Origin of the sequence: Mucilaginibacter inviolabilis, assembly GCF_011089895.1 — a bacterium.
In the GTDB taxonomy this organism is placed as follows: Bacteria; Bacteroidota; Bacteroidia; order Sphingobacteriales; family Sphingobacteriaceae; genus Mucilaginibacter; species Mucilaginibacter inviolabilis.
This window is the reverse complement of the sequence record NZ_JAANAT010000002.1, coordinates 663,652-688,963: the sequence shown is the minus strand read 5'-3', so window position 1 is coordinate 688,963 and position 25,312 is coordinate 663,652. Positions and strand designations below refer to the sequence as shown.

Genomic DNA, 25,312 nt, shown 5'->3' with positions numbered 1-25,312 from the left:
AGCAATTATAAAAGGTATACGGACACGGCTTTAGTAAAGTTAAAATTTGTCTTTTACAAGCAATTAAGTTACTCAATTGCTTTTGCCGAAAAAAATTAAAGTAGATTATTAGATAAAAGGGGTATTTATCTGTAACTAATTTTTTAAGAAGTATATGCCAAAGTACTTTATTTTCGTCAGGTTTTTTTATTCATATCCATTTTTTAAAACGAGCATCGCACCGGGTTGAAAGTCAAGATCAATAAGGCCATCTTTAAGGGTACCTATTTCAACATCCTTTTGGCTTTGGGCAAACCAGGTTTTGAATGGAAGTTTCAATTTAGTTTTCCCTCCTTTTTCTGATACAATTTTAACTTCATCAATTTGGCCGCCTTCTTTCTTAATACTGACCAGGAAAGCCCCTTCGGTGCGTAAATTTTCAAACGAAAGATTTTTCCATTCAGCTGGTACGGCCGGTGTTATCTCGATAAAGCCTGCATAACTTTGCAGCAGCATTTCCTGCAAACCCGAAGCAAACGCGAAGTTGCCCTCCAATGTAAAAGGACGATATTGAAATTTGGAATAGCCCGATTTGGTTTGGTCGCCATTTAAATGAAAACTATTGATAGAGCAAAAAGCCCTGGCAAAAATGGTTAGGTCTTTAGCCGCACCCTGGCCATCTTTTGCCCGGGCTTTCATATTGGCCAACCAGGAATAGGAATAGCCGCACCAATACGCGGGTCCCACGCTATCCAGCAAATGGATAGAGTTTTTGATAACTGACTGCGTTTTTTCGCCGTCTTCCCATTTCAACAAGCCCAGCGGATAAATACTTAACATATTAGAAAAATGCCTGTGCGATTGATTGTACGCCATGGAAGGCGCAAACATCAGCTCATTGGCTGGCGTAACTGCGAAATCATCAAACTGGTCATATATCTTTTGCCAATGTGCAGCTTCGGTTTTTTGATCCAGTTCTGTAGCCAGCTCTGCTGCTGCTTTGAAGGTAAATTTCATCAATGCCAGGTCGTAGTTGGTATTTTGATGAAACCAGGCCGTGATATCGTTATCATTGATCTCGGGACTGGAACTGATAGGTAATTTACGATGGCCATTATTATCCAAACTTGTCAGACTTTCAATAAATTGGGCTGTTGATTTTATCCATGGATAGGCGCGGGTACGCAAAAAGTTTTTATCCATACTGTAGCGCCATTGCAAATAGTAATGCTGCCCCAGCCATGAAGATACCGTTGGCGAAAGTGAATACTGTATCCATCCTCCCATTTCTGTACCATTCATCGTGGTAACACCCGGTACGGCCAAGCCGCTCTTACCAAAATACATTTTGGTATACCGCTCGTAATTAGCTTTATTGGCATCCAGATGGTTCAGGTAGGCCATACCCTCATCCAGGTGATTGGCGCTATAGCTGGGCCAATAGCTTAATTGGGTATTCAAATCGTGATGGAAGTCGCCTTTCCAGGGTGGGAGGCGGCCATTATCTGCCGTCCATACGGCTTGCAGGGAGATCGGCGGTGCACCTACTCTTGATGCCGAACCAAATTTGTATTGCTCCAGGTACCACTGTTTTTCTAACAGGGCATCCGGTATGTGGATAGCCGATTTGCTCCAGAAATTATCCCACCAGTTTTCGTGTGAGTCATAATCGGTCTGAAATCCCCGTTTTAGTGCGTTTGTGGAAACTACAGCAGCCGTTGGATTAATTTTTTTAGCAGGATACTGTGACGAGATAGTCCACACGCCCTCTATAGTACTTGTATTTACTTTACGCCAGCTTACATTGATCTGGTAAGTAAACCCACCCCAGCCTTTTTGTTTGTAAGTAATGCTATTGCCTTGCTGGCTGATTGTTCCGGCCGGATAGCCCAGACGCGACAGGTCATCACCACCTACAGGATCACCAGATATCTTTACTTCTCCCTGGTACTTTGGAGCGATCAACTTGGGTTCAAAACCGGTTTTGATATTTTCAAACCTAAACCAACCTACCGGTGCTGTGGCATGTACAAAGGTTTTCAGTACCACTCCGTTTTCCCACTTAACCGTGCATAAGGCATTGGGCAGATGCAGATTGACAGACTTTACATTACCCCAGTCCTTGGTATCAAATTCCAATGCACCGCCAGGAATTTTGGAAGGCGCAGGTTCATGGTCGTAAGGTTCGTCCAGATACTTTTGCACGGGTGCATAATCTTTTTTATTGACCTGGTTAATTACCCATTGATAGCTAAATTCTTTACGGTGCAGCCCCTTCATGGGGCGTAAGTCCCAAAGATCGGCTCTATCCAGCGAAAACCGTAAATGATCGGCCCGTTGCCATACCAAAGCCCCTAGCATACCGTTACCCAGCGGAATAGCTTCATCCCATCGCCTGGCCAGAGTATCAAATTGCAGGTCATGGTTTACCGCATTTTGTGCCGATACACTGTTATAAAATAGAATGCAGGTGATGATCAGGATTACTTTTTTCATAGGTATAATAGTTACAAACCAGGTACATCATCGCCCGGGGTTAGCGACTTTGTTTTTTGATGACAAGATAATTAATTACTCAGGGTTTTGATATATGCCGATACAGCCTTTGCCGTAATAGTATAAAATGCAGGCCCTGCCAACAATGTTATTCTTTTTACAGGTGCAAGGTTGCTATATTTTTTTTGTTTCAGAAAGAGTTCTGTTTGGTAAGCTTCTACCGCTCCTTTAATAACATTGGTGGCGATAAGCCCGGTGGGAGAATCCAAACCGCCATCCTTCAGATCACTGGCGTGTGCATAGCTGCTTACACCCAAACGCAGGGCTTCCCTCATACCTGTATTGCCAACACTCACCATCAGGTCGGGCTTAAAATCGGCCTTATTGCCCAATCCAATCAGCAGTAACTTTTTTGCGGGGATAGTACCAGGAGGCGGACTCAATAATAAAGTTTCTAAAGCATGGCCTTTAAATTTTCCGCTTTTGCGCAGTTCGGTAATTAAGCCGTTTAGCTGGCGGTCGATATGAACCAATCCGTTTAATGCCGGCGGCAAGGCAGGCGGAGATTTATAAATATCCCCTTCCTCATATTCAAATACGCATACAATTTGCAAGGGTGTTTCTTCGGCAGAAGGGCTTTGAACTGTTGCGGCTATGGTTATACCGTTTACCTGTCCCAACGCCGATGTTGTACCAATTGCCGGTAAAGTATCTTTAGCTAATTTGGTTTCCTGGGCATTTAAACGTGTACCGCACAGCGCCAGTATCAGTAATGGAGTAACAAACAAGCAAGATGGATAGATTTTTCTCATAGGGATACCGGTTAAAATGGTGGTCATAAAGTTAAAAACTTATCTATTAAATTATCACCCAATACATCATCATATTGGCTATTCCGGATAATCCCTATCTTTGAAATATGGGTATCATTAACTACGCTACTTTTATTGTCGCCTCTTTTCTGTTCATTATTTCGCCGGGGATAGACACCGTATTTATTTTGAACAAATCCATTGCCCAGGGGCATAAAGCCGGCCTATACGCTACGCTGGGTATCACCACCGGTGTGCTGGTACATACTACTTTGGCTGCTTTTGGTTTGTCGCTGATCCTGGCACAATCGGCTATGGCTTTCAGTATCATCAAGTATGCCGGAGCTGCCTACCTGATTGGCATGGGTATCACCAAATTATTTGCCGGTGGAAACATGATTAAACAGGATGGACAAACACCATTGGTTTCTACCCGGAAAACCTATGTTTCAGCGGTATTTACCAATGTACTTAACCCCAAGGTGGCCATTTTTTTCCTGGCATTTTTCCCACAATTTATACGGCCGGAATATATTCATAGCGCCAGGCCATTTATTTTCCTGGGGATAACCTATGCCGTTATGGGTTTGCTGTGGCTTTTGGTATTAACTTTTTTCGCGGGTTCATTTTCGGTCAAACTCAAAAACAGTCCGCTGATAGGTACCTGGCTGAATAAATTTTCGGCTATAGCGTTTGTGCTGATGGGGATTAAAATTGCTTTTACCAAGAGATAACCATCATTATTAATTTAGGTTGACACAGCAAAAAGTGGGTTTACATGGGTTTACACTTTTTGGTATAAAATTCAACTCAAATTATTGATAATCAATTAATTAAATTTATTTTAGTGAAAAAAGTGTAAACCCACTTTTTCATCGTAAAGCGTTTCTCTGATATACTCGACAGAATGCCACAACGAAAACGTTATCGTAAATAAATACCTGAAGATAAGGTTTTTATAAACCCGAATAAATAAATTTGAGTAAACCACTAATTAACCTATACTTTATAAACCCAATTTTTTCGCGACAACCGCCCGGGCTGTTTGTTGCTATTCCTATGCATTTTATAAACCAATTAATAACATAAACCAATTTTAAAATGACGAAAAACCATCTCCTAAAATCCGGATGATCACGCTGCTATTTGCAGCACAGGTATATCTATACAAAAAGCAAGGCATTTCGGAGTGCTGCAGCTACACCCTATTAGGGTGTTTATCATAGATATACAGATCAAAGAATTAACTAAACCAAACCTATAAACCAAATTTCTTGAGCTATGAGAAAGAAAACCACCTACTGGCTGTCCTTTGCCTGCCTGTTTATCCTGTGCGCGTTCCTGTGCCAGTGTAAAAAATCAACCATTAAAGGCAACACACCAGATGCCACACCACAAACCAGCCCTCGTGCGGTAACTACTTTTATCCATCCCGGCGTAATCAACACGCAGGCTAATCTCGACCTGATTGCCTCGCAGGTAAACAGTGGCGATGCCACCCGCACGGCTGCTTACCAAAAAGTACTTGATTTTATCAGCAACAATGCCTTACCTACTCAGTTTTACGCTACGGTTTATGTAGGATCAAACGGGCATACCAGTCCCTCAAAAAGTCAGATCCGGAAGGATGCCGAGCTGGCCTATGCACTGGCCCTTCGTTTTGCCAAAACAGCCGATATCACCTATGCCAACCAATGTATCGCGATACTAAACGGCTGGTCTTACACCTTCCAGAATTACGCCCCTATTGATGCCTCTGATAACCCTAATCAGCCTGCCCTGGAAGCCTCCTGGACCACTCCCAGCTTTGTAGCAGCCGCCGAAATTATCAGGTATTATAAACCTAATGGCGTATCGGCAAACTGGTCAGCTACGGATATTAACAAGTTTAACGACTATCTGAACAATGTCAAAAACAACTACATCAACAACGTACCCGCCTATAACAACAACTGGAACGTATCTGCCGGTTATGCTAAAATGGCCATTGGTGTTTTCCTGAACAGTGCCAGCGTTTTCCAGGCAGGCGAGGATATGATCAATGCTGTTATGCCGCAGGTTATACAAAGCAATGGCACCATGCCCGAGCTTTGCGACCGCCAGGATTGCGTACACTACCAATATTCACTAACCGGCCTTACCTATGCAGCCGAAATTGCGAACATGCAGGGCGATGGCTCGCTTTATACCGCGCTCTCCAACCGCATCAGCGCTGGATATGATTTTGAGCGCAGCGCCTATAACCAAAGTACCGGTTGTAACTATTGCTCCACTTCGAGCCCTATTTTCCCGGGTGTTGAAGTGGCGTACTATCATTATGGCACTGCCAATATGCTGTCATTAAGAAATCAGCAGGCCCCGTTGGGTGTACCTAATGATAATACCTTTTTAGGCTTTACCTCTTATACCCACTTTAATCTGGGTGGCAGCACTACGCCGCCAACAGGTTCCAATCCACCTATTGGTTCGGTTATATCCCTTAAAGGCTTTAACAATGCTTATGTAAGCGGCGAAAATGGTACCCAGGCCATGACCTGTACCCGTACTACCGCAGGCGATTGGGAGCATTTTACTGTAATTGATGCCGGCGGTGGTAAAATATCCCTGCGCAGCATGGCTAAATATGTATCCTCAGAAAACGGCACCATGGCTATTACCTGTAACCGCGCAACTGCCGGCGATTGGGAAAAGTTTGACTGGGTACCAACCTCTGATGGTAAAGTTACCCTGCGGGGCAACAATGGCTTATTTATCAGCAGCGAGAATGGTACCCAGGCCATGACCTGCAACCGGGCCACTGCCTCGGGGTGGGAATCATTCACCGTTGGGAATTAGTATGAAAATATTAATAACAAAGCCCCTGACTCAGAAGTCGGGGGCTTTGAACAAAACTTTTTAAAGTTCTATTTTAACATTTTGCCGCCCGGAAAGCCACTCAAAATGCACCAAAAAAGTTCAAATTTTAGTCAAAACCATCGATTTTAACACGTTTCTAAAAATTCTTGACAGGATTTTTAGAATTTAAAAAGTATTAAATAACTATTACTCTACCCCAATTTTATCCTTTAGCTGCTGGTTTTTTGAATCGAAAACCGTTTCGACCGGGATAGCTAAATGATTGATATGACCATCATCTAAAAGCACTTTTTGCTCCTTCACAAAACCGGTAACATCTTCAATCAGCCTGATCTGTTTTTTACCGAAACCAGCCAAAGCTTCTCCTTTTAATCCAATCTGGATGGCTCGGCGCTGCAGTTTATTTCCATAAGGGTTATGGTCCGGATCCCATTGCAGCCTGACCTCCTTTGTGGCCAGGTCACTTTTCCATTGTTCATGGCTTTCATGGTATAGGGAGTTAAATGATGATAAAACCGCCTGCTCAAGTATGTTTTCGAAATCAGACTTCTGTATCCAAAGCGCCAGCACCCGTTCCTGATTTTCCTTTTCGGCCCAGCCGCAACGGTACATCATCCATAAAAAACCTGGCTTTATCCACGACATCCGGCTATAACTAAAATCGGGGCCGCCCAGGTACTGGTTCGCTACCGCGAAATCGGCAATGCCGTGTTTGTATGCCTGGTAAACTACTATCAGATCATCCTTCTGGTGCGCCAATATCCTTTGCCCGGCATCAGGGAGCCTTTTCAGGCTATCCTGGTATAGTTCTGTATCTATTTTCATATAAACCAGAGCTTTGTTTGAGGTGAAAAATATTCGGCGAGCTCTTCCGGATCTGGTGAAAACCACTCTTTGATATACTCCAGGGCCTTCTGGGCCGAGTCGTTAGTTTGTGTCTCCAAAAACTGTATGGTTTCATGTAGTCCGGCAAACATCACCAGTTGGGTATCAAAACCACAGTAAGTATCAAAATCGGCATACTTTGCTTCCCATATCTTCAAACAATCCTCTATATGGCCATGCAAGCCTAAAATATAAGATGCCAGCATCAGATCCTCTGCAGGCATATCGCCGTTGGGCTGTTTTCGTATTTCGATAAAAGTATCCAGAAGTTTTATGGCAAACTCCCGATCATGTTGTTGTTTGAAATAATTAACTAAAGCAGCTCTTAATTCGGGGTCATTCTTAATATGATTGATCGTTTCTTCACCAATATTATTGGTTTGGTGAAAATCGTTTAAAATTGTGTCTATATTCATTAACTATAATATACACAAAATCTTACACTTTTACAATACCTTACTTCTTCCCAAAACTCCCGGCCAGCTCATTCAATTTTGCCGGGCTGATGGTTTGTGCGCCATTACTAATCACGATACGATAGCGGAAAGTTACCGATTCCCCTTTTTTAAGTGTCAGGTTCTTTTCTGATTTGCCGTTGGTAAATATTTTTTCGCCAAGGGGATTGGCGGCGAACAGTCCATAACCCCTGGCATGCCAGAAGGTGGGGTAATTTATGTTTTTAGGATGATCGATGATAGCGATGCTTACCGAGTCGGCACCCATTTTGCCGTAAACCTTGCACCATACGCCCCGGGTGCTCCAGGCATCGTTACCGGTTTTGCCCGCGCTGGTGAGGTAAGTGCCGTTGGCGATATGATCTTTACCACCTTTTACCACGGTTACGTTGCCCTTGTCGTCGGTATATTTTTGGTCGGCCGTGTCTGGGATTTGCAGTTCATGGGCAAAACGTAAACCAAGCAGGCCGTCTTTGGCATCTTTAAAAAGAGCATCTTTATCGGCGGTCAGCGTAGTATACCTGTCTATAACGCGCTGGTTGGCATCGCCGCTAAATTCAAAGCGGGTGGTTTCTTCCAGGATCACCTCTTTTTGCTGGTTGGTCCAGTTGGCGTGGTAGCTCAATACGCCTGTGCTTCCACTCTTGGTTTCCAGGATCTTATCCGTACGGATCCAGCCATAAGCGTGCTTTTTGCTTTGAGGGATAGCGTAGGAATTGTTCCAGAAATCGAGCCCGTTAAGGTTTTCGAAATTGAACCAGATACCGATGTGATGCGGATGATCAACCGGATCACCTGGCCGTGGCATCAGCGGGAAACCACGGGTTACCACGGTACCTTCAGCGGTATACAAAGGATATAACACAGGCTTTTCCAGTGTATCGGGAAACAGGAAACTGGTAAAAGGTTTACCGCCGATAGAAATATCTATTTTGTCCTTTGATACTTTGACGATCTTTACCGATTCAGTCTTTTGAGCCTGGGCTAATGAGGATATCGTTGTAAGGATGGCGATGCTTAAAATTTTTATGGTTCTCATAGTATGGTTTATTTTTTAACACAGCCTGTTCAATTCCCTCCCCACGGGAGGGGTGCGCAGGGTCGTGTAGTGGCAGGGAGGGATTTATGCGCCCTGTAAAAACTTATCCGATTCGCTAAACCCCTACCTCCCCTTCCCCAAGGAAGGAATCGCACTTTCCTCCGCTTTTATTTCTATTTAATACGTAAACACCTTCCCGTTAGCCATTACTTCCTGCGATGCCTCGTCAAAAGTAGCTTTGTAGCCGGTATGTACGGCGGCGTTAGTCATGATATTGGCTATAGAATGACTGTAGCCAGCTTCAACAGGTGCATGCGGCTCTTTACGACTGCGTACACATTCCATCCAGTTGCGTACGTGGTTGGAGGTGAGTACGTCGCCGCCCGTATTGGCTGATGCCACTACTTTTTCGGTATTGGCCAGGTTAATCTCGGGCAGCAGGTTAGCCTGCATGTGCATGGCATCGGCCATTTTTTGTGTCAGGCCGCCTTCGGGCGAAACTTTGTTGGTGTTCAGGTTCAACTCGCCGCCGTTGGAGTAATAGATCTCGGCCGGGTGCTCATCGCCATTGTGCATGCGCGAGCCAAAAGTTACCTGGAAACCTGTAGAAGGATCATCCAGCGGACCATAATCAAAAGCTGCTAAAATGGTATCCCAATTTCTGCGGCCATCCTTCCACATGTATATCCCTCCGTTGGCTACCACACTGCGCGGATGTTTCAATCCGGTAAACCAGTGTACGGTATCAATCTGGTGACTCATCCATTGCCCGGGCAAACCAGAAGAATATGGCCAGAACAAGCGGTATTCCAAATATTTACGCGGATCAAAAGCCTCATAAGGACGGTTCATGATAAAGCGTTTCCAATCGGTATCTTCCTCTTTGAGCAAGCCCAGCAGCTCCGGCCTGCGCCAGCGACCTGGTTGGTTTACATTCCAGGTAAGCTCTACCATGGTGATAGGGCCAAATTTGCCCGAGCGTATAAAATCATTAGCCGCATGGTAATTGGCCCCGCTGCGGCGTTGCGAGCCTATCTGTACAATTTTGCCCGATTCCTTTACCGCTTTGAGCGCCGCACGGTTATCTTCCATGGTTTCGGCAAAAGGTTTTTCTACATAAGCATCACAACCTGCCTTTACTGCCTCAATGGCATGGCGGGCGTGCTGAAAATCGGCCGTGCTGATAAACACAGCGTCGACCGTTTTGCTGTCGTACATTTCCTCGTTATTGCGATAGGCTTTTACATTGTTCTGCATCTTCTCTTTCCAGATAGCCGATCCTTCCTCACGCCTTCTTTTCCAGATATCAGATACAGCCACCACCTCAAAATTGAGTTCCTTGTAATGGTTCATAAAGCTGGGGATATGTGAGCTGCGGTGCCTGTCTGAAAAGCCTACTACACCAACCCGCACACGGTCGTTAGCACCAATGATGCGTTTATAACTTTTGGCGCTCCAGCTGTTTTTGGCAAGCATTACACCGGCACCCGCCAATGCGGCCTGCCTGATAAAAGTACGGCGTGATTTTTCCATGAAGAATAGGTAAATTGGTTAAAAATGACCGGTCCGTTCAACCAGCTCAATCAAATATCGAAGAAAACTTATAGAAAAGCCAACATTTTAACTGTTAATGCTACAAGAATATACGGAAACGATTGCGTAAACTGGTTGTTACAAAAATAAAGTTTATGCCTATCGCTATCGCCAGCGAAAATCCACAACCCGGATGTTAAAAGAATTTGAATTAAATTCGCCTTTATAAAAGTCTGCATGATTAATGGCTACAACCACATTTGATTCTCTTATTCAACACGTACAAAAACGGGTTAGCTTAACGGAAGCAGAACTTGCCGAAATGCTTTCCTATTTCAGTGTTAAGAATATCAAAAAGAAACAGTTCATCATTCAACCCGACTTTGTAGCCCGGCACCGCAACTATATTGTTGAAGGCGCTTTTCGTGCCTATGTGATAGACGAAAAAGGTGAAGAGCGCACCATCCAGTTCGCCATTGAAGACTGGTGGATATCTGATTATAACAGTTACATTTATCAGCAACCCGCTACCATGTTTGTGCTGGCCCTGGAAGACAGTGTTGTTTTACGCATAGATCATGATCAGGAACAAAGGCTTAAAGCCGCCAATCATAAATTCGAAACCTTTTTCCGCATCATGGCCGAACGCTCTTCTGCTTTTATGCAGCGGCGCATCATATCTAATCTTACCCAATCGGCCGAAGAGCGTTATACCGATTTTTTAGAAAAATACCCGCTGGTTGCACAGCGCCTGCCGCAGTATGCCCTTGCCTCCTATCTGGGCATGACCACAGAGTTCCTTTCCAAGATCCGCAACAACAAGGTGCGCCGTAAAAGTTGAACTACTTCAACCATATTTCCTAATCTGGTTCATCGTTAAAAAATGGCGGCCTAAGCAACTTTGCTGTATTCAATAATGAATTTAAAAAGCAAAGATCATGACACAGAAATTGAAAAATAAAGTAGCCGTTGTTACCGGCGGCAGCAGCGGGATAGGATTAGCAACTGCCAAATTATTTGCGCAACAGGGTGCACAGGTAGTCATTACCGGTCGTAATACCACAAACCTGGATAACGCGATTGTCGAAATAGGCGCCAACAGTTTGGCCATACCCGGCGATGTAGCCAACCTGGCCGATCTGGACCGTATATATCAAACAGTTAGCGATAAACTGGGCAAAATTGATGTACTCATTATTAATGCCGCTGTTTATGTACTGGCTCCTTTAGCCAATTTTACCGAAGAACAGTTTGACAAATTAAGCGACATTAACTTTAAAGGCACCTTTTTTAGCGTGCAAAAGGCTTTGCCTTATTTAAATGATGGCGCTTCTATAGTGCTTACCTCATCGGTAGTGGCCGAAAAGGGTGTGCCTAACCACTCGGCATATGCTGCAACAAAGGCAGCCGTACGTTCATTGGCCCGCAGTTTTTCGGCTGAGTTACTTGATCGCAGGATACGCGTTAACGTGTTAACCCCTGGCCCGGTTGATACACCGGTTTTTGAAACTATCACCAGCACCAAAGCAGAAGCCGAAGCCGCCAAAGCCGGCATGGGTAATTTTACTCCGGCCAAGCGTGTAGCCTCTGCCCATGAAATAGCCGAAGCCAACCTGTACCTGGCGTCAGACGATTCGGCGTTTATGATAGGTGGTGAGATATTAATCGATGGCGGTATCAGGTCGTTGTAAGGATGATGAATAGTCAAAACAAAAAAGCGGCGGCCATTTTCATGACCGCCGCTTTTATTTAATTACTTATTCTTTTTATTATTTCTGAGGCGCTATCGGCTGTTGTTCCGGTGCTTTGCCTATCAGGTCCATAAACTGATCCAGTTTTGGCGTGATGATAATTTGTGTACGCCTGTTTTGCGCTTTACCGGTTGGAGTGCTATTATCGGCAATTGGGTTGTATTCACCACGACCGCCAGCTGTTAAGCGTTTAGGATCAACCTGGTAAGTATTTTGCAGGGCCTGTACAACTGACGATGCACGCAGCGCACTCAGATCCCAGTTGTTGCGGATATTTTTCTGCGAGATAGGCACATTATCGGTATTACCTTCTATCAGCACATCATAATTGCTGTAATCGGTAATGATCTTGGCAATTTTGCTTAGGGTTGCACCTGCTTTATCAGATATTTCATAGCTGCCAGATTTGTACAGCATGTTATCAGAAAGCGAAATGTAAACCACGCCTTTCAATACCTTCACATCAACATCCTGTGTTTCCTGCGGACTTAATGAACGGGTAAGGTTGTTGGTTAACACCATATTAAGCGAATCGCTTTTGCTTTTGGCATTTACCAATTGCTGTATGTAACGGTTGGAAGCGTTGATCTCATCAACCAGTTTAGAGATGTTTACGCTACCCTGGTTGCTGGAATTTAAACATTTGTCCAGCGCATCCTGTAAAGCTTTTACGTTTGAACGTTCAGATTTTAACTGATCTTCCAAACTGCTTACACGGCCATTGGCTACGGCCAGTGCCTGGGCGGTGGTTTGGTACTTCACGCTCAGATCGCGGGTGCTGTTCTGAAGCTGGGTATAGTTGGCATCCAGCTCTTTGTATTTTTTGGTGCTTACGCAACTTTGTCCAAGAACTGCTACTACAAGCAGCCCCAGGATGGATATTCGATATTTCATCATTTGATTTTTTTTATGCTTAAATATAGTACAATAAAGAATAACTAATCAGTTGCCGTAAAGTTTGTTTATATATAAATGGCAACAGCTTGTTAACGCTCATTTATGCGGGAAAGTACATATATCTGTTACAAAGCCATAAACTTATTTCCTATCTTGGCGGCACATTTATCTAATTATCTATCTAACAAATGAAAACATCTTTTAACAAAAAAATTAAACTAACCGCTATGATCTGCCTGTTTGCCGCTACCGGCGCTTTTGCGCAAAGTAATCCCGAGATGAAATGGTTTAACAAGCCAACAAAAGCGGCAGAAGGTAATGCCCAAAAGTTCACTTTCACGGTTGATCCGGGTACCGATTACTGGCAGGTGACGCACTATGGTTTTAAGCGCGATAATGGTCCGTTTTACTTCCAGGAAGCGGAGGGTAATTTCGAGGCCAGCGTAAAGATCACCGGCAGCTATCATGAACTGTTTCACCAGGCCGGACTGATGATCCGCATCGACGAAAAAAACTGGATCAAAACCGGTATTGAGTATGTTGACGGTGTGCAGAATGTAAGCGCTGTGGTAACCCGCGAAGTGTCAGACTGGTCGGTAGTGCCGCGTCATGACAGTCCGAAATCGGTGTGGTTAAAGCTGCTGCGCAAAGGCGATTATGTAGAGATCAAATATTCTTTTGACGGACAAAAATTTGATATGCTGCGTCTGGCCTACTTCCCGCCCAATGTAAAGGCCGAAATTGGTATGGTAGCCGCCGCTCCGGGCAAGCTGAGCTTCCCGGTAACTTTCGAAAATTTTAAGGTTGAAGCCGTAAAATAGGTAAAAGCTTTTAATAAGAAAGCCCCTTGACCAGTAAGTTAAGGGGCTTTTCTGTTTTTACAATTTTGTCCCCTCCCGACCTACTAAAAGGGTACCGGAGATTGCATAAACTATTCTCTAACTCAAGGTTTTTTGTGATTTTTAAGCTAACACACAAAATACCAACCTGAATTTCCATAGGAGGCACCTACGGAGCCTATTAATTCACACTTTGGGACTATAAACACGGGGCCCCGCTGGGGCCGGCAATTGTTTTATCCTATAAATCAGTATGCCTAACGCGCTGTTCGGCCTCAGAGAGGCTACGTGTTTATAGAAAAAATTGAAGAAATTGTGGACTCCAGCGGAGTCTCCTTTTTTGCCCTCTCCAGATCCCTTTCAGGAGACCCTGAGGTTGCATAAACCTGTCGTCTATAAGCCAGTCTATAACTCCGGGTCCTCTGCGAGAGACCCGGAGTGGACATTTTTTTCCATTCATTGCCGTTTGGCTTCAGCCAACGGCTAATCCGAATGATAAAAGGCTTTAGCCCAATTGAATTTGAGCATAAAACAGAAGCCCCTTAACTTAATGGTTAAGGGGCTTCTGTTTTATGACGAATATCGAGCGGCTTAAAACTTATACGTTAAACCCGCGCCAAAAATCTGTTTAACCTGTAAGGCTATTTTGGAAGTTCCATCTCCATTGGGTATCCGGGTTTTACCATCATAAATCAACTGCGCACCGGCATTTACGGTTACAAATTTATTTACTTTCATAAACAGGTTAATGGTATAATCGGTATAAATATCCCCGGGTTTGTGCAGGTAATCTGAATATAGTTTCAGGATGTTTTCCAGGCTGATGTTTTGTACCAGGTTAACCTTGTAGTAGGCATCCAACGAAGCGCCAAACTGGAACAGGCTTTTATGATCGGGTGTAACACCAAAAGCCCCAACATGTGAAAGTGAATCATTCTGAACAATAATGATACGTGCCGCGGCAGGCGAAATATTGACCCTGAAATTATCCGAACGTTTATACGCAAAACCCGGGCCGAAGGTAAGATATGCCGGAGCCAGGAAATTGGATATTAATGTTTTTGGCGTGGTATTATAATCATAGCCTTTGGTAAACTGTGATTGGAAGTTCATATAAAATGTATACAGCCAGTATTTGGATGCCTGGCGGCCAAGCAAGCTATTCAGGATGATACGGTCGTCGTTTTTGCGCCAGCCTGCATCCTGCTGTTTGCTTAAGCCATAGCCCAGGATCACTTTATTGTCCCAGCTCCAAACGTCTTTTTTATAATTAAAGTCGTAATTAAATATCAGGTTACCGGCAAAGGCATTTACACCACCAGCCGACCAGTTTTTGTACGAGCTTTGGCTGATCAGAAAAGTGTTTTCGCCGTGAATCTTCCACCTTTTGGCGGTATCGGGCGTTGGTGTGGGGGTTTGCGCATAGCTGATGGCTGCCATGCATAGTGCGGCTAATAATAGGGAAAGCTTTTTCATAAAGGTAAAATGTTTAATGGTTTTTAAAATATACCTGCCATTCATCCTACCCGCTGTAATAAGGTTTCCCTCATTAACTATCCGTTCTTTCGGATGCGATATTACTATCATTATCCTGACAGATACATGACAAATATCGCATTTATTATTTATTATTACTTTTAAATTAATAAGAGCCAACGTAAAGCCGGCTCTTATTATTTATCGAAATATTATATAATCCATTGCAATCATAAGGCAATCACCACTTTACCCCGGGTTTTGCCACCATCTACTTTATCCTGTGCTTTGGGGATATCTTCAAAGTTGTAAACTTCAGAAACATGTGATTTTAACTTTCCATCGGCCATCAGTTTGGCTATCGATTTCATATCCTCCCCATTTGATTCCACAGCTATGCGGTAAGTAAGCAAGTCTTTAGCTTTAGCCTTTTCGGCAATTTCACCCTCAAAAAAGGCCAACAGGCTTACCAGACGACCGCCGGGTTTTACGGCTTTAATAGAGCGCAGGATATGATCGCCTGGAATAGAATCGAACACGATGTCGGCATCCTGTACTTTGTCTTCAAATTTTTCCTGGCCGTAGTCAATAAACTCATCGGCGCCCTGGCTCAATATAAAATCCTTGCTTGCTGCCGATCCTGTACCTATTACATAAGCCCCAAAATGTTTGGCTATCTGGATAGCATAATGCCCCACACCACCTGCTGCCGCGTGGATCAGCACCTTATCGCCGGGCTGTATTTTGGCGTAGGTAACCAGTCCCTGCCAGGCGGTTAAGGCAGCCAGGGTAGCAGCAGCCGCATCGTTAAATGAGGTAGCAGCAGGTTTTTGGGCCAGATGACCGGCCGGGGCGGCCACGTACTCGGCATAAGCTTTGGCATGGCCCGGAAATTTAACCATCCCAAACACTTCATCACCATTTTTAAAATCGCTTACTTCGCTGCCAGTTTCTACTACCGTGCCAGCAACATCCCAGCCCAGTATCATTTCTTCGCCTAGCTGTGGCAACAGTTTCTTTTTGGTGTAGATCTCATTTTGCCGTACAAAACCGTCAACCGGGTTAATGCTAAGGGCTTTGGTTTGTATCAGCACTTCATTTGGTGCGATAACAGGTTTGCTGATCTCTTTTAAAATGAGTTTATCGGTACCACCGTTTTCACTTAATATTATAGCTTTCATATCTTTACTTTTGTATACCCCAAAGGTCGGGCCTGGCACAAGGCTAATTCCGGTACATTTTTGGGATAAAAAGGTAGTTTTTTAGGATATGCAGACCCGCCATATATTTAACCCCTTCGAGATCCTGTTTCTGCGGCTGGACGAATGCCCTATACGCACGCACAAACATTCGTTTTTTGAACTGGCCTATATTATGGATGGTGAGGGTACGCACAATATCAACGGTAACGATTTTAGGTACAAACCCGGCAGTCTTTACCTGCTCGGTCCGCTCACCACGCACCATTTTACCGTTGAAAAAACCACCTCTTTTGTATTTGTATGTTTTAACAACATCTACCTGAAAGGGATAACCACCGGCAACGAAGAACAGCATAGCCCCGAAAACTGGATGCACAAACTGGAATATATTTTTCAGAGCAAGCAGGATCAGGGCGAAATCATCCGCAATGAGCGCGATAAACCCCTGGTGGCGGCCATTATCGCCGGGCTCGCGGCCGAGCACGAACAAGGCCCAAACATGCAAAAGGAGCTGGTACAGCAACTCATCAATACGCTCATCACCATAGTGGCCCGCAACATCACCATCAAATGCGACGCCAAAACCGGGGGCGATACCATTGCCTTACAGATCATCAACTATGTGCACCTGAACATTTACGATGCCGAAAAGTTGAAGGCCGAGAACATTGCCGAGCATTTCAATATCTCCACCAATTACATCAGCGAGTATTTTAAAAAACAAACCGGCGAAAACCTGCAGCAGTTTATCATCAATTACAAACTATCGCTGGCCGAAACGCGGCTGCGCCACAGCAATATGCGCCTGAACGAAATTGCCTATGAACTGGGCTTTACCGACGAAAGCCATCTCACCAAAACATTTAAAAAATACAAGGGAGAATCACCGGCACAATTCAGGAAAAACATACGGGGAAATGATCAAACCCCGAAATTTAAAGTAGCTTAAAACCGTATCTTTTACTATGGCCCACTTCAAGCAGTTTGCTTTTAAAAAATTTGGCTTCTTTGATTTTCAGCATGATATTCTGCAAAAGCTTCAGCAGGACGATTATAGCGGCTTTATCAAAATAGTTTTTGTAAAAGCTGGTGGCAAAGTAGTGATCGATTTTACCGATTACCAGCTGGAGCAGGATGCCTTGTTTTTTATCAATGTGGGCCAATATCACCAGTTCTCGGAAAATTGCGTGGGTACGATGATCTATTATAACCGCGATTTTTATTGCGTGGAGATACATGATAAGGAAGTAGCCTGCGATGGCATTCTGTTTCATAATGTGTATGAAATTCCGGTGGTTTTGCTGAGCGCCCAATCGTCACTTACGGCGCAGCACCTCATTGGCGAAGTAAAAAGTGAATTTGAGCGCGATGATAGCTCCATGGAAGAAATGCTGCGGATATTGCTCAAACAGCTCATCATTAAATCGACCCGCTTGTGGAAACAAAGACATCAGCAAACCAGCGAGGATGCCGGTGCCGAGGCGGAGTTTACCCGTACGTTCAGTCAGCTGGTAGAGTGGCACTATACCCGGCACCATACCGTAGCCGACTATGCCGATCTGCTCAACATCACCCCCAAAGCGTTGAACAAACGCATTACCCGTTATAGCAATACCTCGCCCAATGACCTCATCAAAAACCGCATCATCATGGAGGCTAAAAGGCTGCTGGCGCATACCAACCTGAGTGTAAAAGAGATCGGTTACAAGTTAGGTTATGATGATCCATCCTATTTTATCCGCCTGTTTACCAAGCAGGCCAATACCTCGCCGCAAAGTTTCAGGCAGCTTTATGCCCCCCAGCCCCAATTAAAATAAAAATAATGAACATTGAATAGCCAATGTCGAATAATGAAGTAAAACCTCGATGTTGGATATTAAAATAGAATAATGAATATCGAATAATGAAGTAAAACTTCGATGTTCGGCATTCAAAATTCGATGTTCATTATTAAATCTCTTCGTTTTTACCTTTATAAGCCCTCCGGGGAAAAACGTCCTATACATGTCTACATCTGTGCATTGAGTGGCCTTTGTTAGCGCTATACCTTTGTTATGTCAAAAGAAAGAAATACAAAACATTAAAACATAACATCATGAAAACACAAGCCAACATCAGCAAACCAGCTTCAGTTATCCTTACTTTAACTACAGGCGTTCAACCTATTGATCCAGCACAGGATCCGCACATCGAAAGCAATGTTAAAGCGTTTTTAAATGTGCTTAACTCAGGCGACGGTAAACCGCTCGAAGAACTTTCACCCGTTGATGCCCGCGCGGTACTCACCGGCGCGCAGGAATCGGTACAGTTTGATTATACAGACATCACCGTTACCGAAAAAACTATTACTGCCGATGGTCAGCCCCTTTTATTACATGTTGTAAAACCTGCCGGTGCAACAGGTGTGTTACCGGTGTTCATGTTTTTTCACGGTGGTGGTTGGGTACTGGGCGATTTCCCTACACACAAACGCCTGGTTCGCGACCTGGTAGTAGCATCAGGCGCAGCCGCGGTATTTGTAAACTATACGCCATCGCCAGAAGCGCAATACCCAACTGCTATTAACCAGGCTTACGCCGCCACCAAATGGGTAGCCGAAAACGGTGCCGAAATTGGTGTAGATGGTAAAAACCTGGCTGTTGCCGGTAATAGTGTTGGCGGTAATATGACTGCGATAGTTTCCTTAATGGCCAAAAACAATAACGGTCCTAAAATTAAATTACAGGTACTGTTATGGCCAGTTACTGATGCCAATTTTGAAACCGGCTCATACAATCAATATGCAACAGATCGTTTCCTGACCAAAAACATGATGAAATGGTTCTGGGATAACTATACCACCGATGCCAACAAACGCAAAGAAATTTATGCATCACCCTTACAGGCTACACTTGAACAATTGAAAGATTTGCCTCCAGCTATAGTTCAGGTTGCCGAAAACGATGTATTGCGTGATGAAGGCGAAGCTTATGCCCGCAAACTGGATGAAGCCGGTGTGCCTGTAAAATCCCTGCGTTTTAATGGTATGATACATGATTGGGGTCTGCTTAACCCGCTGGCACACGTTCCCGGCGTTAAAGCCGCTATGCTGCAAGCCGGTACCGAACTGAAAAACGCATTAGCCAAATAAGTTTTATAAAATACCTGTAATAAAAGTCCTGGCTGTAATATAGCCGGGATTTTTTAGTTTATATATTTGCCGCATTACCCTATTAAAATACATACTTATGGAATATTCTAAAAATTACGTTGCCAAAGAAGAACACATCGATGTTCAGGAAATTATGGATGGCTTGTATTACCCCTTTTATATGGAGTACTGCAGGCATGATTACATCCGCGAGGTGCTGGGTTTCGATTTTGAGATCGAAGCCAAAAATGGTGTGTATATGGTACTGTCAAACTATAGCATCAGCTTTTTACGGTCGCTGAAAAAAGGCGATAACTTCAGCGTTACCTGCGAGCTTTTTGCCGATAAAGGCGGAGCGCCAAAATTGCATTTTAAACAATCCATCATCCTCAATAACAAGGTGATGACCAAGGCCGTATTTACCGGCACCTGCGTACCTGCCACCGGCGGCAGACCTTATTTACCGGCATCTGTTTTGGAAAAAATAAAGGATGCGCCGGTATTGGAGGTGTAATTGGTATTAGTAAAACTTTACAAACGTCCCTGGGATTAACCCCAGGGACGTTTGCGTTTATTGAAGGTGCGTTTTATTTCAACTGCGTCAGGAGACTCCTACAGAGTCAAAACTTTTGTAATTAATTCTCTATAAACAGGGTGCTCCTATGGAGCAAGAAGTTCCCATAGCAAAGTAAAAGCTCCATAGGAGCACCCTGTTTATAGCCTAACGTAAAAAACCTTTTGACTCCTTAGGAGTCTCCTTATTAAGCAACTTTCTTTATTTCGTGGTTCATAACCGCACATCCCAAACTTAATGTCAAATAACTATCTTTGCCGCCATGAATATTCTGATCCTCGGTTCGGGCGGAAGGGAAAGCGCCTTCGCCTGGAAAATTGCTCAAAGCCCAAAGTGTCAAAATCTTTTTATTGCGCCCGGTAATGCCGGCACCACGCAATATGGCACCAATGTTAACCTTAAAGTTACCGACTTTGATGGTATTAAAACTTTTGTGCTCGGCAACGGCATCAACCTGGTATTGGTTGGCCCTGAAGAACCGCTGGTAAAAGGCGTGCATGATTTTTTCCTGAACGATGAGCAACTGAAAAACATCCCGGTTGTTGGTCCGCAGCAGGAGGCAGCCCAGCTGGAAGGCAGCAAGGATTTTTCTAAACAGTTTATGCAAAAGCATAACATCCCTACTGCGGCCTACAAAACTTTCACCAAAGATACTTTACAGGAAGGCCTAACCTACCTGGCTACCGCGGGTTTACCTGTGGTATTAAAGGCCGATGGACTGGCAGCCGGAAAGGGTGTATTGATATGTACTACGCTTGAAGAAGCCCAGCAGGAACTTAAAGAAATGCTGGCCGAAGCCAAATTTGGTGAAGCCAGTTCGCGTGTGGTGATAGAGCAATTTTTAACCGGTATCGAGCTTTCGGTTTTTGTAATGACCGATGGTAACAGCTATAAAATATTACCCGAAGCCAAAGATTACAAACGTATTGGCGAAGGTGATACCGGCTTGAATACCGGTGGCATGGGCTCCGTTTCGCCGGTACCATTTGCCGATGCTGCCTATATGAAAAAGGTAGAGGAGAAAGTGATCATCCCAACCATTGAAGGTTTAAAGAAGGATGGCATCCCTTACAAAGGCTTTATTTTTATTGGCCTGATGAACAGCGATGGCGAGCCTTGGGTTATTGAATACAACTGCCGCATGGGCGATCCGGAAACAGAAAGCGTAATGCGCCGCATCGACTCAGACTTTGTTGATCTGCTGCAAGGCGTTGCCGAAGGCAATCTGAATGAAAAAGAATTAATCATCAGCCCTAAAACCGCGGCTACCGTAGTGATGGTGGCAGGAGGATACCCTGGCGAGTACCTCAAAAACAAGGTGATCACCGGAACCGAGAACATCCATGAATCTATTGTTTTCCATGCCGGCACCTCAACCGATGGCGATAATGTGATCACCACCGGTGGTCGCGTTTTGGCGATTACTACCCTGCAGGACGATATGTTCAAAGCCCTGCAACAAGCCACCGCAGATGCCAGCCGTATTTATTACGATGGCATGTATTTCAGAAGAGACATTGGGTTTGATCTTCTTTAACAGTCATTGAGTCATTGAATAAAATATAAATAAGAAAGGCGTAATAATTAATTATTACGCCTTTCTTTATAATCTATCAGGTCAATGACTTAATGACCCAATGCCTCAATGACCTAACTAAATCTTCCCAAAAATTTCGGCCAGTTTATTTTCCAGGTCTTCGCCTCTCAGGTTTTTGGCGATGATCTTACCGTTGGGATCCAGTAAAAAATTTTGCGGGATGCCACGCACGGCATATAAGGCAGCAGCTTTGCTATCCCAGAATTTTAAGTCGGATACATGGTTCCAGGTCAGGCCATCTTTGTGGATTGCCGCGATCCATTTTTCTTTAGCGTTTGGCCTGTCTAAAGACACACCCAGGATGGTGAATTTCTTGTTTTTGTATTTATTATACGCCACTACCACGTTAGGGTTTTCCCTACGGCATGGGCCACACCAGGAGGCCCAAAAATCAATCAGCACATATTTACCACGGAATGACGACAAGCTGATCTCCTTACCACTGGTATCCGCTTCGGTAAACTCAGGGGCGGTAGCACCCAAGGCCACTGCTTTGAGTTTTGGTAAACGTTCGGCAAATTTTTTACCCGCTTCTGTTTGTTTTACAGCAGGTGTAAAGGCATTGAATAAAGGCTCAATATCCACATAATCGGCACTGTAAGCATAACCCTCCAGCGCATTCAGGCTGATGTAGGAATCTGGATTGTCTTTAATAAATTGTTTATCAACAAGCGTGCTCTTATCATCAATAGCTTTTTCCTCGGCAGATAGTTGTTTGGCAAACGCAGGATCGGCTTGTTGCTCGGGAGTTGCCGCCTTACGCTTTGCTGCCAGGGCCTCGTAAGCATCATTTATTGGCTTTTGGGCCAATTTATATTTTTCGTTATCCTTATTAGTTTTGGGGCCATCAACTTTGGCATTAGCCAGCAAATCTGCTGTCGTCACGTTAACGGTTCCGGGCTCAATATATATAGAGCGATAATCTTCGGCGTTGCTGGCACCATTACCTTTGTCATTGAATAATAGGTAAGCATTAACAGGATCGTTACCTGTTACACCTGTAAACTGAAACTTGCCGCCATTCAAAGCAACCGAATCAATAATGGTTTTCCCTTCTTTACGATATTCCAGGTACACTTTGGCAGGCGCATTATTATCACCTATTTTACCCTGAATGGTGTATTTTGTATCCTGTGCAAAACTTATTGTTGGCGCTGCTGCCAAGGCTAATAACAATATTTTTTTTATAGCGATATGATTCATAAACGCAATATAAAAAAATAGTCTATTAAACTAGTAGTCTACTAATTATTTTTAAGCAGGTAACTGATTTGTTACCAAAATACCCCACTTATTCAGCCACCTATCAAATTATATCTTCCCAAACAGCTCTTGCAGTTTAGCATCCAGATCTTCACCGCGCAGGTTTTTAGCGATGATCTTGCCATCCGGACCTATCAGGAAGTTTTGTGGGATAGAACTTACCTGATAAAGCGCTGCAACCTCGTTGTTCCAGAATTTAAGGTCGGATACCTGTGTCCATTCCAGTCCGTCGCTTTTTATAGCAGCCAGCCAGGCCGATTTACCTTCCGGTTTATCCAGCGACACGCCCAATACCGTAAAGTTTTTGGTTTTGTATTTATTGTAGTTACGTACCACGTTCGGGTTTTCCTGCCTGCACGGGCCGCACCAGGAAGCCCAGAAATCTATCAATACATATTTGCCCCGGAAAGATGACAACTTAACCGGCGTGCCATTTACATCGTTCTGGATAAAATCTGGCGCCAAGGCACCTATGGCAGTAACCTTTAGGGCATCGATACCATGTTTTAAGTTCTTGCCGCTTTCTGAATCTTTTAAGCCCTGGGACAAGCCATTAAATAAGGGTTCAATTTCAGATGGATCAGGTGCCGGACCGGCTACGGAGTTAATAGCCAGCAAGCTCAGGTAACTATTAGGATTATTGGTAATAAAATTCTTGAGTACCGCCTTTTGCTCGGCCTGTATATTTTTATAACGAGCCTGCATACGGCTTTGAAAATCAGGAGCTTTTTGCTGATCAGGGGTAGCTGCTTTTGCTTCGGCCATCAGCGCCTGCGCTTTTTTATTGATAGCGGCCAGTTGCCCGGTAAGCCTGCGGTTATCGTCATTTAAAACCGAACCCGAAATAAGGGATTTGGAAAGCGAATCTTTACTATTAACGGTTATAGTCCCTTTTTCTAAAAAAAGATTCAGATCATCTGCAGTGTTTGACGGACCGCCATCGGGATAGTTCTGCTGAATAAATTTGTTTAGCCCAATACCTTTATAATCCAGGGCCAGGGTTGCATTCACCGGGTTTAATATGGAGCCTTTAAAACTATAACTACCGGCAGTTACGCTTGATGAATCGACCACGTTATTAGAGCCCAACTGATATATGAGGTACACTTTGGCTGGTGCGCCAATAGCGCCTACTTTACCGTTAATAGTAAAAGTGTCAGAAGTTTGGGCAAATGCCATTATGGGCAACATAGCTGCCACAGTGAAAATCAATTTCTTCATCAGAGTATCAAAACTATAAGCATTCATAACGCAAGAATGCCGGTTGAATTATAATTAACTAATTTAATTTTTGATAAGTACGCCACCAAAGATCGGGTAATTCTCCAGAAGCCGCCATTTTATAATCGGCATAGCTGCAGGGCACCAGGTGAAAACGTTCATTCCTTGATCCGCCTGTAGGGTATGGAACCTGCATCCACCACCTGTCGGATTTTTTGCTTTTCACAAATACCACTTCCTGATCTTCGTGTTTTAAGCTGGTTTTATAAATGAGGTACTGGCTTTTCGGGTTAAGCGGAAAATCGCGTTTACGATTATAAACCCCTTCAATAAAATACCAGATCATTTGTGCCAGCTGCGTAGCGGTTTGCCCGTTGCTATCATAAGCAGGGTTAAATTCATAAAACCCTATAGAAGTTAACTTATCATTAAAACCCGCATAGCGGCAAAGCTGGCAGGCTTCTTCGCCATAAAAACCGTTTGGTGTAGCATTGGCATTCCCCATGGCATCGGCTGATCGAATAGCTCCCACATCAAAACTGATCATGCTGGCATTCCGGATGGCCGGTTCCGTTACCGCCACATTACCCGTTAGCTCGCCCAGGCGATGTACATCAAAATAAAGCTTATCCATCACCCGCAGGCTCTCCTGGCTTACAAAGTAAGTTTGAAAGCCCAGGTTACTGAAATTGAACAGGAAATTGGGCTCGTGTAAAAATATTTTATTAAGATATGAGGTGGAAGTGGTTTCAATACCACCCTGCATGTCGTCTTCGTCAAGGTCAAAGTGCGAGTCGATCACTACCAAGTCAACCTTTTGCTCCAGGTCTTCATAACCCAGGTATTGCGCATAAGTTAAATCCTGACCGCCGCCTAATATGATGGGAATAATATCCTTTTTGATGAGCTCGGCCACTACGGTTTTAAGCGCGAAATAGGTATCGGTAACCGTGGCTCCGGCGCGTATATTACCCAGATCGGCTATTTTTACGCTGTAGCTACCTTCATAAAGCTGGTAAAGCTTTTCGCGGATATAATCCGGGCCAAGGGCGCAGCCAGGGTTATCGGTGGCGTTACGATCGTCCATAACACCAATGATGGCCAGGTCGGTTTTCTCCTCCAGATCCGGAAAATCGACAGAATAATGCACAATTTTATCGCCAAGCTGGCTGGTATAATACCCCTTTTTAGGAGTGATCTTTTTTAGATCAATGGGTGTAAAAAAATCAGCTAAGGACATAATGATACAGATGTGCGGATTTCAGATGTGCAAATGTGCAGATTTTTTGTCTGAACCCGAATTTTCA

22 protein-coding genes are annotated in these 25,312 nt (G+C 44.1%); 10 read left to right on the top strand and 12 right to left on the bottom strand.

Annotated elements, in window-relative coordinates:
- Positions 1–186: 186 nt before the first annotated feature.
- On the bottom strand, positions 187–2,475 hold the full coding sequence (locus G7092_RS19295; protein WP_166091516.1) for a glycosyl hydrolase family 95 catalytic domain-containing protein: 2,289 nt from the start codon (positions 2,473–2,475) through the stop codon (positions 187–189).
- A gap of 71 nt (positions 2,476–2,546) precedes the next feature.
- Positions 2,547–3,287: a M17 family peptidase N-terminal domain-containing protein gene (locus G7092_RS19290; RefSeq protein ID WP_166091514.1), complete on the bottom strand. Its 741-nt coding sequence runs from the start codon at positions 3,285–3,287 to the stop codon at positions 2,547–2,549.
- A 107-nt stretch (positions 3,288–3,394) separates the two neighbouring features.
- Here G7092_RS19290 and G7092_RS19285 point away from each other — a divergent pair, with 107 nt between their 5' ends.
- Both G7092_RS19285 and G7092_RS19280 read left to right on the top strand, forming a co-directional pair.
- The gene (locus tag G7092_RS19285; RefSeq protein ID WP_166091513.1) at positions 3,395–4,021 is read left to right on the top strand and encodes a LysE family translocator; all 627 of its coding nucleotides are present in this window, start codon (positions 3,395–3,397) and stop codon (positions 4,019–4,021) included.
- A 547-nt stretch (positions 4,022–4,568) separates the two neighbouring features.
- Positions 4,569–6,122, top strand: a complete 1,554-nt coding sequence (locus tag G7092_RS19280) for an alginate lyase family protein (protein ID WP_166091512.1) — start codon at positions 4,569–4,571, stop codon at positions 6,120–6,122.
- A 207-nt stretch (positions 6,123–6,329) separates the two neighbouring features.
- On the opposite strand, the gene G7092_RS19275 is transcribed toward G7092_RS19280, so the two are convergent.
- The 4 genes from G7092_RS19275 to G7092_RS19260 form a co-directional block, all read right to left on the bottom strand.
- Positions 6,330–6,968 (bottom strand): DUF4291 domain-containing protein, encoded by a 639-nt coding sequence (locus G7092_RS19275; protein ID WP_166091511.1) that lies wholly within the window; start codon positions 6,966–6,968, stop codon positions 6,330–6,332.
- A complete protein-coding gene (locus tag G7092_RS19270) occupies positions 6,965–7,444 on the bottom strand; it encodes a hypothetical protein (protein WP_166091509.1) in 480 nt (159 codons plus the stop codon). Before G7092_RS19270 ends, G7092_RS19275 begins: the two co-directional genes overlap by 4 nt.
- Before the next feature lie 40 nt (positions 7,445–7,484).
- Complete coding sequence (locus G7092_RS19265) at positions 7,485–8,522, bottom strand: DUF6807 domain-containing protein (RefSeq protein WP_166091508.1); 1,038 nt, start codon at positions 8,520–8,522, stop codon at positions 7,485–7,487.
- 177 nt (positions 8,523–8,699) lie between these two features.
- A complete protein-coding gene (locus G7092_RS19260) occupies positions 8,700–10,055 on the bottom strand; it encodes a Gfo/Idh/MocA family protein (RefSeq protein ID WP_166091507.1) in 1,356 nt (451 codons plus the stop codon).
- Between the two features lie 244 nt (positions 10,056–10,299).
- On the opposite strand from G7092_RS19260, the gene G7092_RS19255 reads away from it, so the two are divergent.
- Both G7092_RS19255 and G7092_RS19250 read left to right on the top strand, forming a co-directional pair.
- On the top strand, positions 10,300–10,896 hold the full coding sequence (locus G7092_RS19255) for a Crp/Fnr family transcriptional regulator (protein WP_166091505.1): 597 nt from the start codon (positions 10,300–10,302) through the stop codon (positions 10,894–10,896).
- 97 nt (positions 10,897–10,993) lie between these two features.
- Positions 10,994–11,746: an SDR family oxidoreductase gene (locus G7092_RS19250; protein WP_166091504.1), complete on the top strand. Its 753-nt coding sequence runs from the start codon at positions 10,994–10,996 to the stop codon at positions 11,744–11,746.
- A 78-nt stretch (positions 11,747–11,824) separates the two neighbouring features.
- Here the strand turns inward: G7092_RS19250 and G7092_RS19245 are convergent, their stop codons facing one another.
- A complete protein-coding gene (locus G7092_RS19245; protein WP_166091503.1) occupies positions 11,825–12,703 on the bottom strand; it encodes an OmpA/MotB family protein in 879 nt (292 codons plus the stop codon).
- Positions 12,704–12,891: 188 nt separating this feature from the next.
- On the opposite strand from G7092_RS19245, the gene G7092_RS19240 reads away from it, so the two are divergent.
- Positions 12,892–13,524, top strand: a complete 633-nt coding sequence (locus G7092_RS19240) for a DUF1349 domain-containing protein (protein WP_202985359.1) — start codon at positions 12,892–12,894, stop codon at positions 13,522–13,524.
- Positions 13,525–14,133: 609 nt separating this feature from the next.
- Here G7092_RS19240 and G7092_RS19235 read toward each other — a convergent pair.
- Together G7092_RS19235 and G7092_RS19230 are read right to left on the bottom strand one after the other, a co-directional pair.
- Entirely contained in the window at positions 14,134–15,129 is a 996-nt protein-coding gene (locus tag G7092_RS19235; protein WP_235953895.1) for a DUF3078 domain-containing protein, read from the bottom strand.
- Positions 15,130–15,248: 119 nt separating this feature from the next.
- Positions 15,249–16,199: an NADP-dependent oxidoreductase gene (locus tag G7092_RS19230; RefSeq protein ID WP_166091502.1), complete on the bottom strand. Its 951-nt coding sequence runs from the start codon at positions 16,197–16,199 to the stop codon at positions 15,249–15,251.
- Between the two features lie 88 nt (positions 16,200–16,287).
- Here G7092_RS19230 and G7092_RS19225 point away from each other — a divergent pair, with 88 nt between their 5' ends.
- The 5 genes from G7092_RS19225 to purD all read left to right on the top strand — a co-directional run bounded on the left by G7092_RS19225 (position 16,288) and on the right by purD (position 21,461).
- A complete protein-coding gene (locus tag G7092_RS19225) occupies positions 16,288–17,169 on the top strand; it encodes an AraC family transcriptional regulator (protein ID WP_166091500.1) in 882 nt (293 codons plus the stop codon).
- Positions 17,170–17,185: 16 nt separating this feature from the next.
- A complete protein-coding gene (locus G7092_RS19220) occupies positions 17,186–18,037 on the top strand; it encodes a helix-turn-helix domain-containing protein (protein ID WP_166091499.1) in 852 nt (283 codons plus the stop codon).
- 278 nt (positions 18,038–18,315) lie between these two features.
- The gene (locus tag G7092_RS19215; protein ID WP_166091498.1) at positions 18,316–19,350 is read left to right on the top strand and encodes an alpha/beta hydrolase; all 1,035 of its coding nucleotides are present in this window, start codon (positions 18,316–18,318) and stop codon (positions 19,348–19,350) included.
- 97 nt (positions 19,351–19,447) lie between these two features.
- Positions 19,448–19,864 carry an acyl-CoA thioesterase gene (locus tag G7092_RS19210; protein WP_076375478.1) on the top strand — a complete coding sequence of 139 codons (417 nt, stop codon included), beginning with the start codon at positions 19,448–19,450 and terminating at the stop codon, positions 19,862–19,864.
- Between the two features lie 322 nt (positions 19,865–20,186).
- Positions 20,187–21,461 (top strand): phosphoribosylamine--glycine ligase, encoded by a 1,275-nt coding sequence (gene purD, locus G7092_RS19205; RefSeq protein ID WP_166091496.1) that lies wholly within the window; start codon positions 20,187–20,189, stop codon positions 21,459–21,461.
- A 117-nt stretch (positions 21,462–21,578) separates the two neighbouring features.
- Here the strand turns inward: purD and G7092_RS19200 are convergent, their stop codons facing one another.
- The 3 genes from G7092_RS19200 to G7092_RS19190 all read right to left on the bottom strand — a co-directional run bounded on the left by G7092_RS19200 (position 21,579) and on the right by G7092_RS19190 (position 25,245).
- Positions 21,579–22,724: a TlpA disulfide reductase family protein gene (locus G7092_RS19200; RefSeq protein ID WP_166091495.1), complete on the bottom strand. Its 1,146-nt coding sequence runs from the start codon at positions 22,722–22,724 to the stop codon at positions 21,579–21,581.
- Between the two features lie 108 nt (positions 22,725–22,832).
- Positions 22,833–24,005, bottom strand: coding sequence for a TlpA disulfide reductase family protein (locus G7092_RS19195; RefSeq protein ID WP_166091493.1), 1,173 nt, complete (start codon positions 24,003–24,005; stop codon positions 22,833–22,835).
- Positions 24,006–24,063: 58 nt separating this feature from the next.
- Positions 24,064–25,245 (bottom strand): formimidoylglutamase, encoded by a 1,182-nt coding sequence (locus tag G7092_RS19190; RefSeq protein ID WP_166091492.1) that lies wholly within the window; start codon positions 25,243–25,245, stop codon positions 24,064–24,066.
- Between the last annotated feature and the right edge of the window lie 67 nt (positions 25,246–25,312).

Excerpts from the sequence above, each read along its gene's own strand:
- G7092_RS19195 (WP_166091493.1), bottom strand. The coding sequence starts at position 24,005 with ATGAAGAAATTGATTTTCACTGTGGCAGCTATGTTGCCCATAATGGCA.
- G7092_RS19200 (WP_166091495.1), bottom strand. The coding sequence starts at position 22,724 with ATGAATCATATCGCTATAAAAAAAATATTGTTATTAGCCTTGGCAGCA.
- G7092_RS19290 (WP_166091514.1), bottom strand. The coding sequence starts at position 3,287 with ATGAGAAAAATCTATCCATCTTGCTTGTTTGTTACTCCATTACTGATA.
- G7092_RS19190 (WP_166091492.1), bottom strand. The coding sequence starts at position 25,245 with ATGTCCTTAGCTGATTTTTTTACACCCATTGATCTAAAAAAGATCACT.
- purD (WP_166091496.1), top strand. The coding sequence starts at position 20,187 with ATGAATATTCTGATCCTCGGTTCGGGCGGAAGGGAAAGCGCCTTCGCC.
- G7092_RS19240 (WP_202985359.1), top strand. The coding sequence starts at position 12,892 with ATGAAAACATCTTTTAACAAAAAAATTAAACTAACCGCTATGATCTGC.
- G7092_RS19210 (WP_076375478.1), top strand. The coding sequence starts at position 19,448 with ATGGAATATTCTAAAAATTACGTTGCCAAAGAAGAACACATCGATGTT.
- G7092_RS19245 (WP_166091503.1), bottom strand. The coding sequence starts at position 12,703 with ATGATGAAATATCGAATATCCATCCTGGGGCTGCTTGTAGTAGCAGTT.
- G7092_RS19215 (WP_166091498.1), top strand. The coding sequence starts at position 18,316 with ATGAAAACACAAGCCAACATCAGCAAACCAGCTTCAGTTATCCTTACT.
- G7092_RS19275 (WP_166091511.1), bottom strand. The coding sequence starts at position 6,968 with ATGAAAATAGATACAGAACTATACCAGGATAGCCTGAAAAGGCTCCCT.
- G7092_RS19280 (WP_166091512.1), top strand. The coding sequence starts at position 4,569 with ATGAGAAAGAAAACCACCTACTGGCTGTCCTTTGCCTGCCTGTTTATC.
- G7092_RS19255 (WP_166091505.1), top strand. The coding sequence starts at position 10,300 with ATGGCTACAACCACATTTGATTCTCTTATTCAACACGTACAAAAACGG.
- G7092_RS19250 (WP_166091504.1), top strand. The coding sequence starts at position 10,994 with ATGACACAGAAATTGAAAAATAAAGTAGCCGTTGTTACCGGCGGCAGC.
- G7092_RS19220 (WP_166091499.1), top strand. The coding sequence starts at position 17,186 with ATGGCCCACTTCAAGCAGTTTGCTTTTAAAAAATTTGGCTTCTTTGAT.
- G7092_RS19265 (WP_166091508.1), bottom strand. The coding sequence starts at position 8,522 with ATGAGAACCATAAAAATTTTAAGCATCGCCATCCTTACAACGATATCC.
- G7092_RS19230 (WP_166091502.1), bottom strand. The coding sequence starts at position 16,199 with ATGAAAGCTATAATATTAAGTGAAAACGGTGGTACCGATAAACTCATT.
- G7092_RS19285 (WP_166091513.1), top strand. The coding sequence starts at position 3,395 with ATGGGTATCATTAACTACGCTACTTTTATTGTCGCCTCTTTTCTGTTC.
- G7092_RS19235 (WP_235953895.1), bottom strand. The coding sequence starts at position 15,129 with ATGATAGTAATATCGCATCCGAAAGAACGGATAGTTAATGAGGGAAAC.
- G7092_RS19225 (WP_166091500.1), top strand. The coding sequence starts at position 16,288 with ATGCAGACCCGCCATATATTTAACCCCTTCGAGATCCTGTTTCTGCGG.
- G7092_RS19270 (WP_166091509.1), bottom strand. The coding sequence starts at position 7,444 with ATGAATATAGACACAATTTTAAACGATTTTCACCAAACCAATAATATT.
- G7092_RS19295 (WP_166091516.1), bottom strand. The coding sequence starts at position 2,475 with ATGAAAAAAGTAATCCTGATCATCACCTGCATTCTATTTTATAACAGT.
- G7092_RS19260 (WP_166091507.1), bottom strand. The coding sequence starts at position 10,055 with ATGGAAAAATCACGCCGTACTTTTATCAGGCAGGCCGCATTGGCGGGT.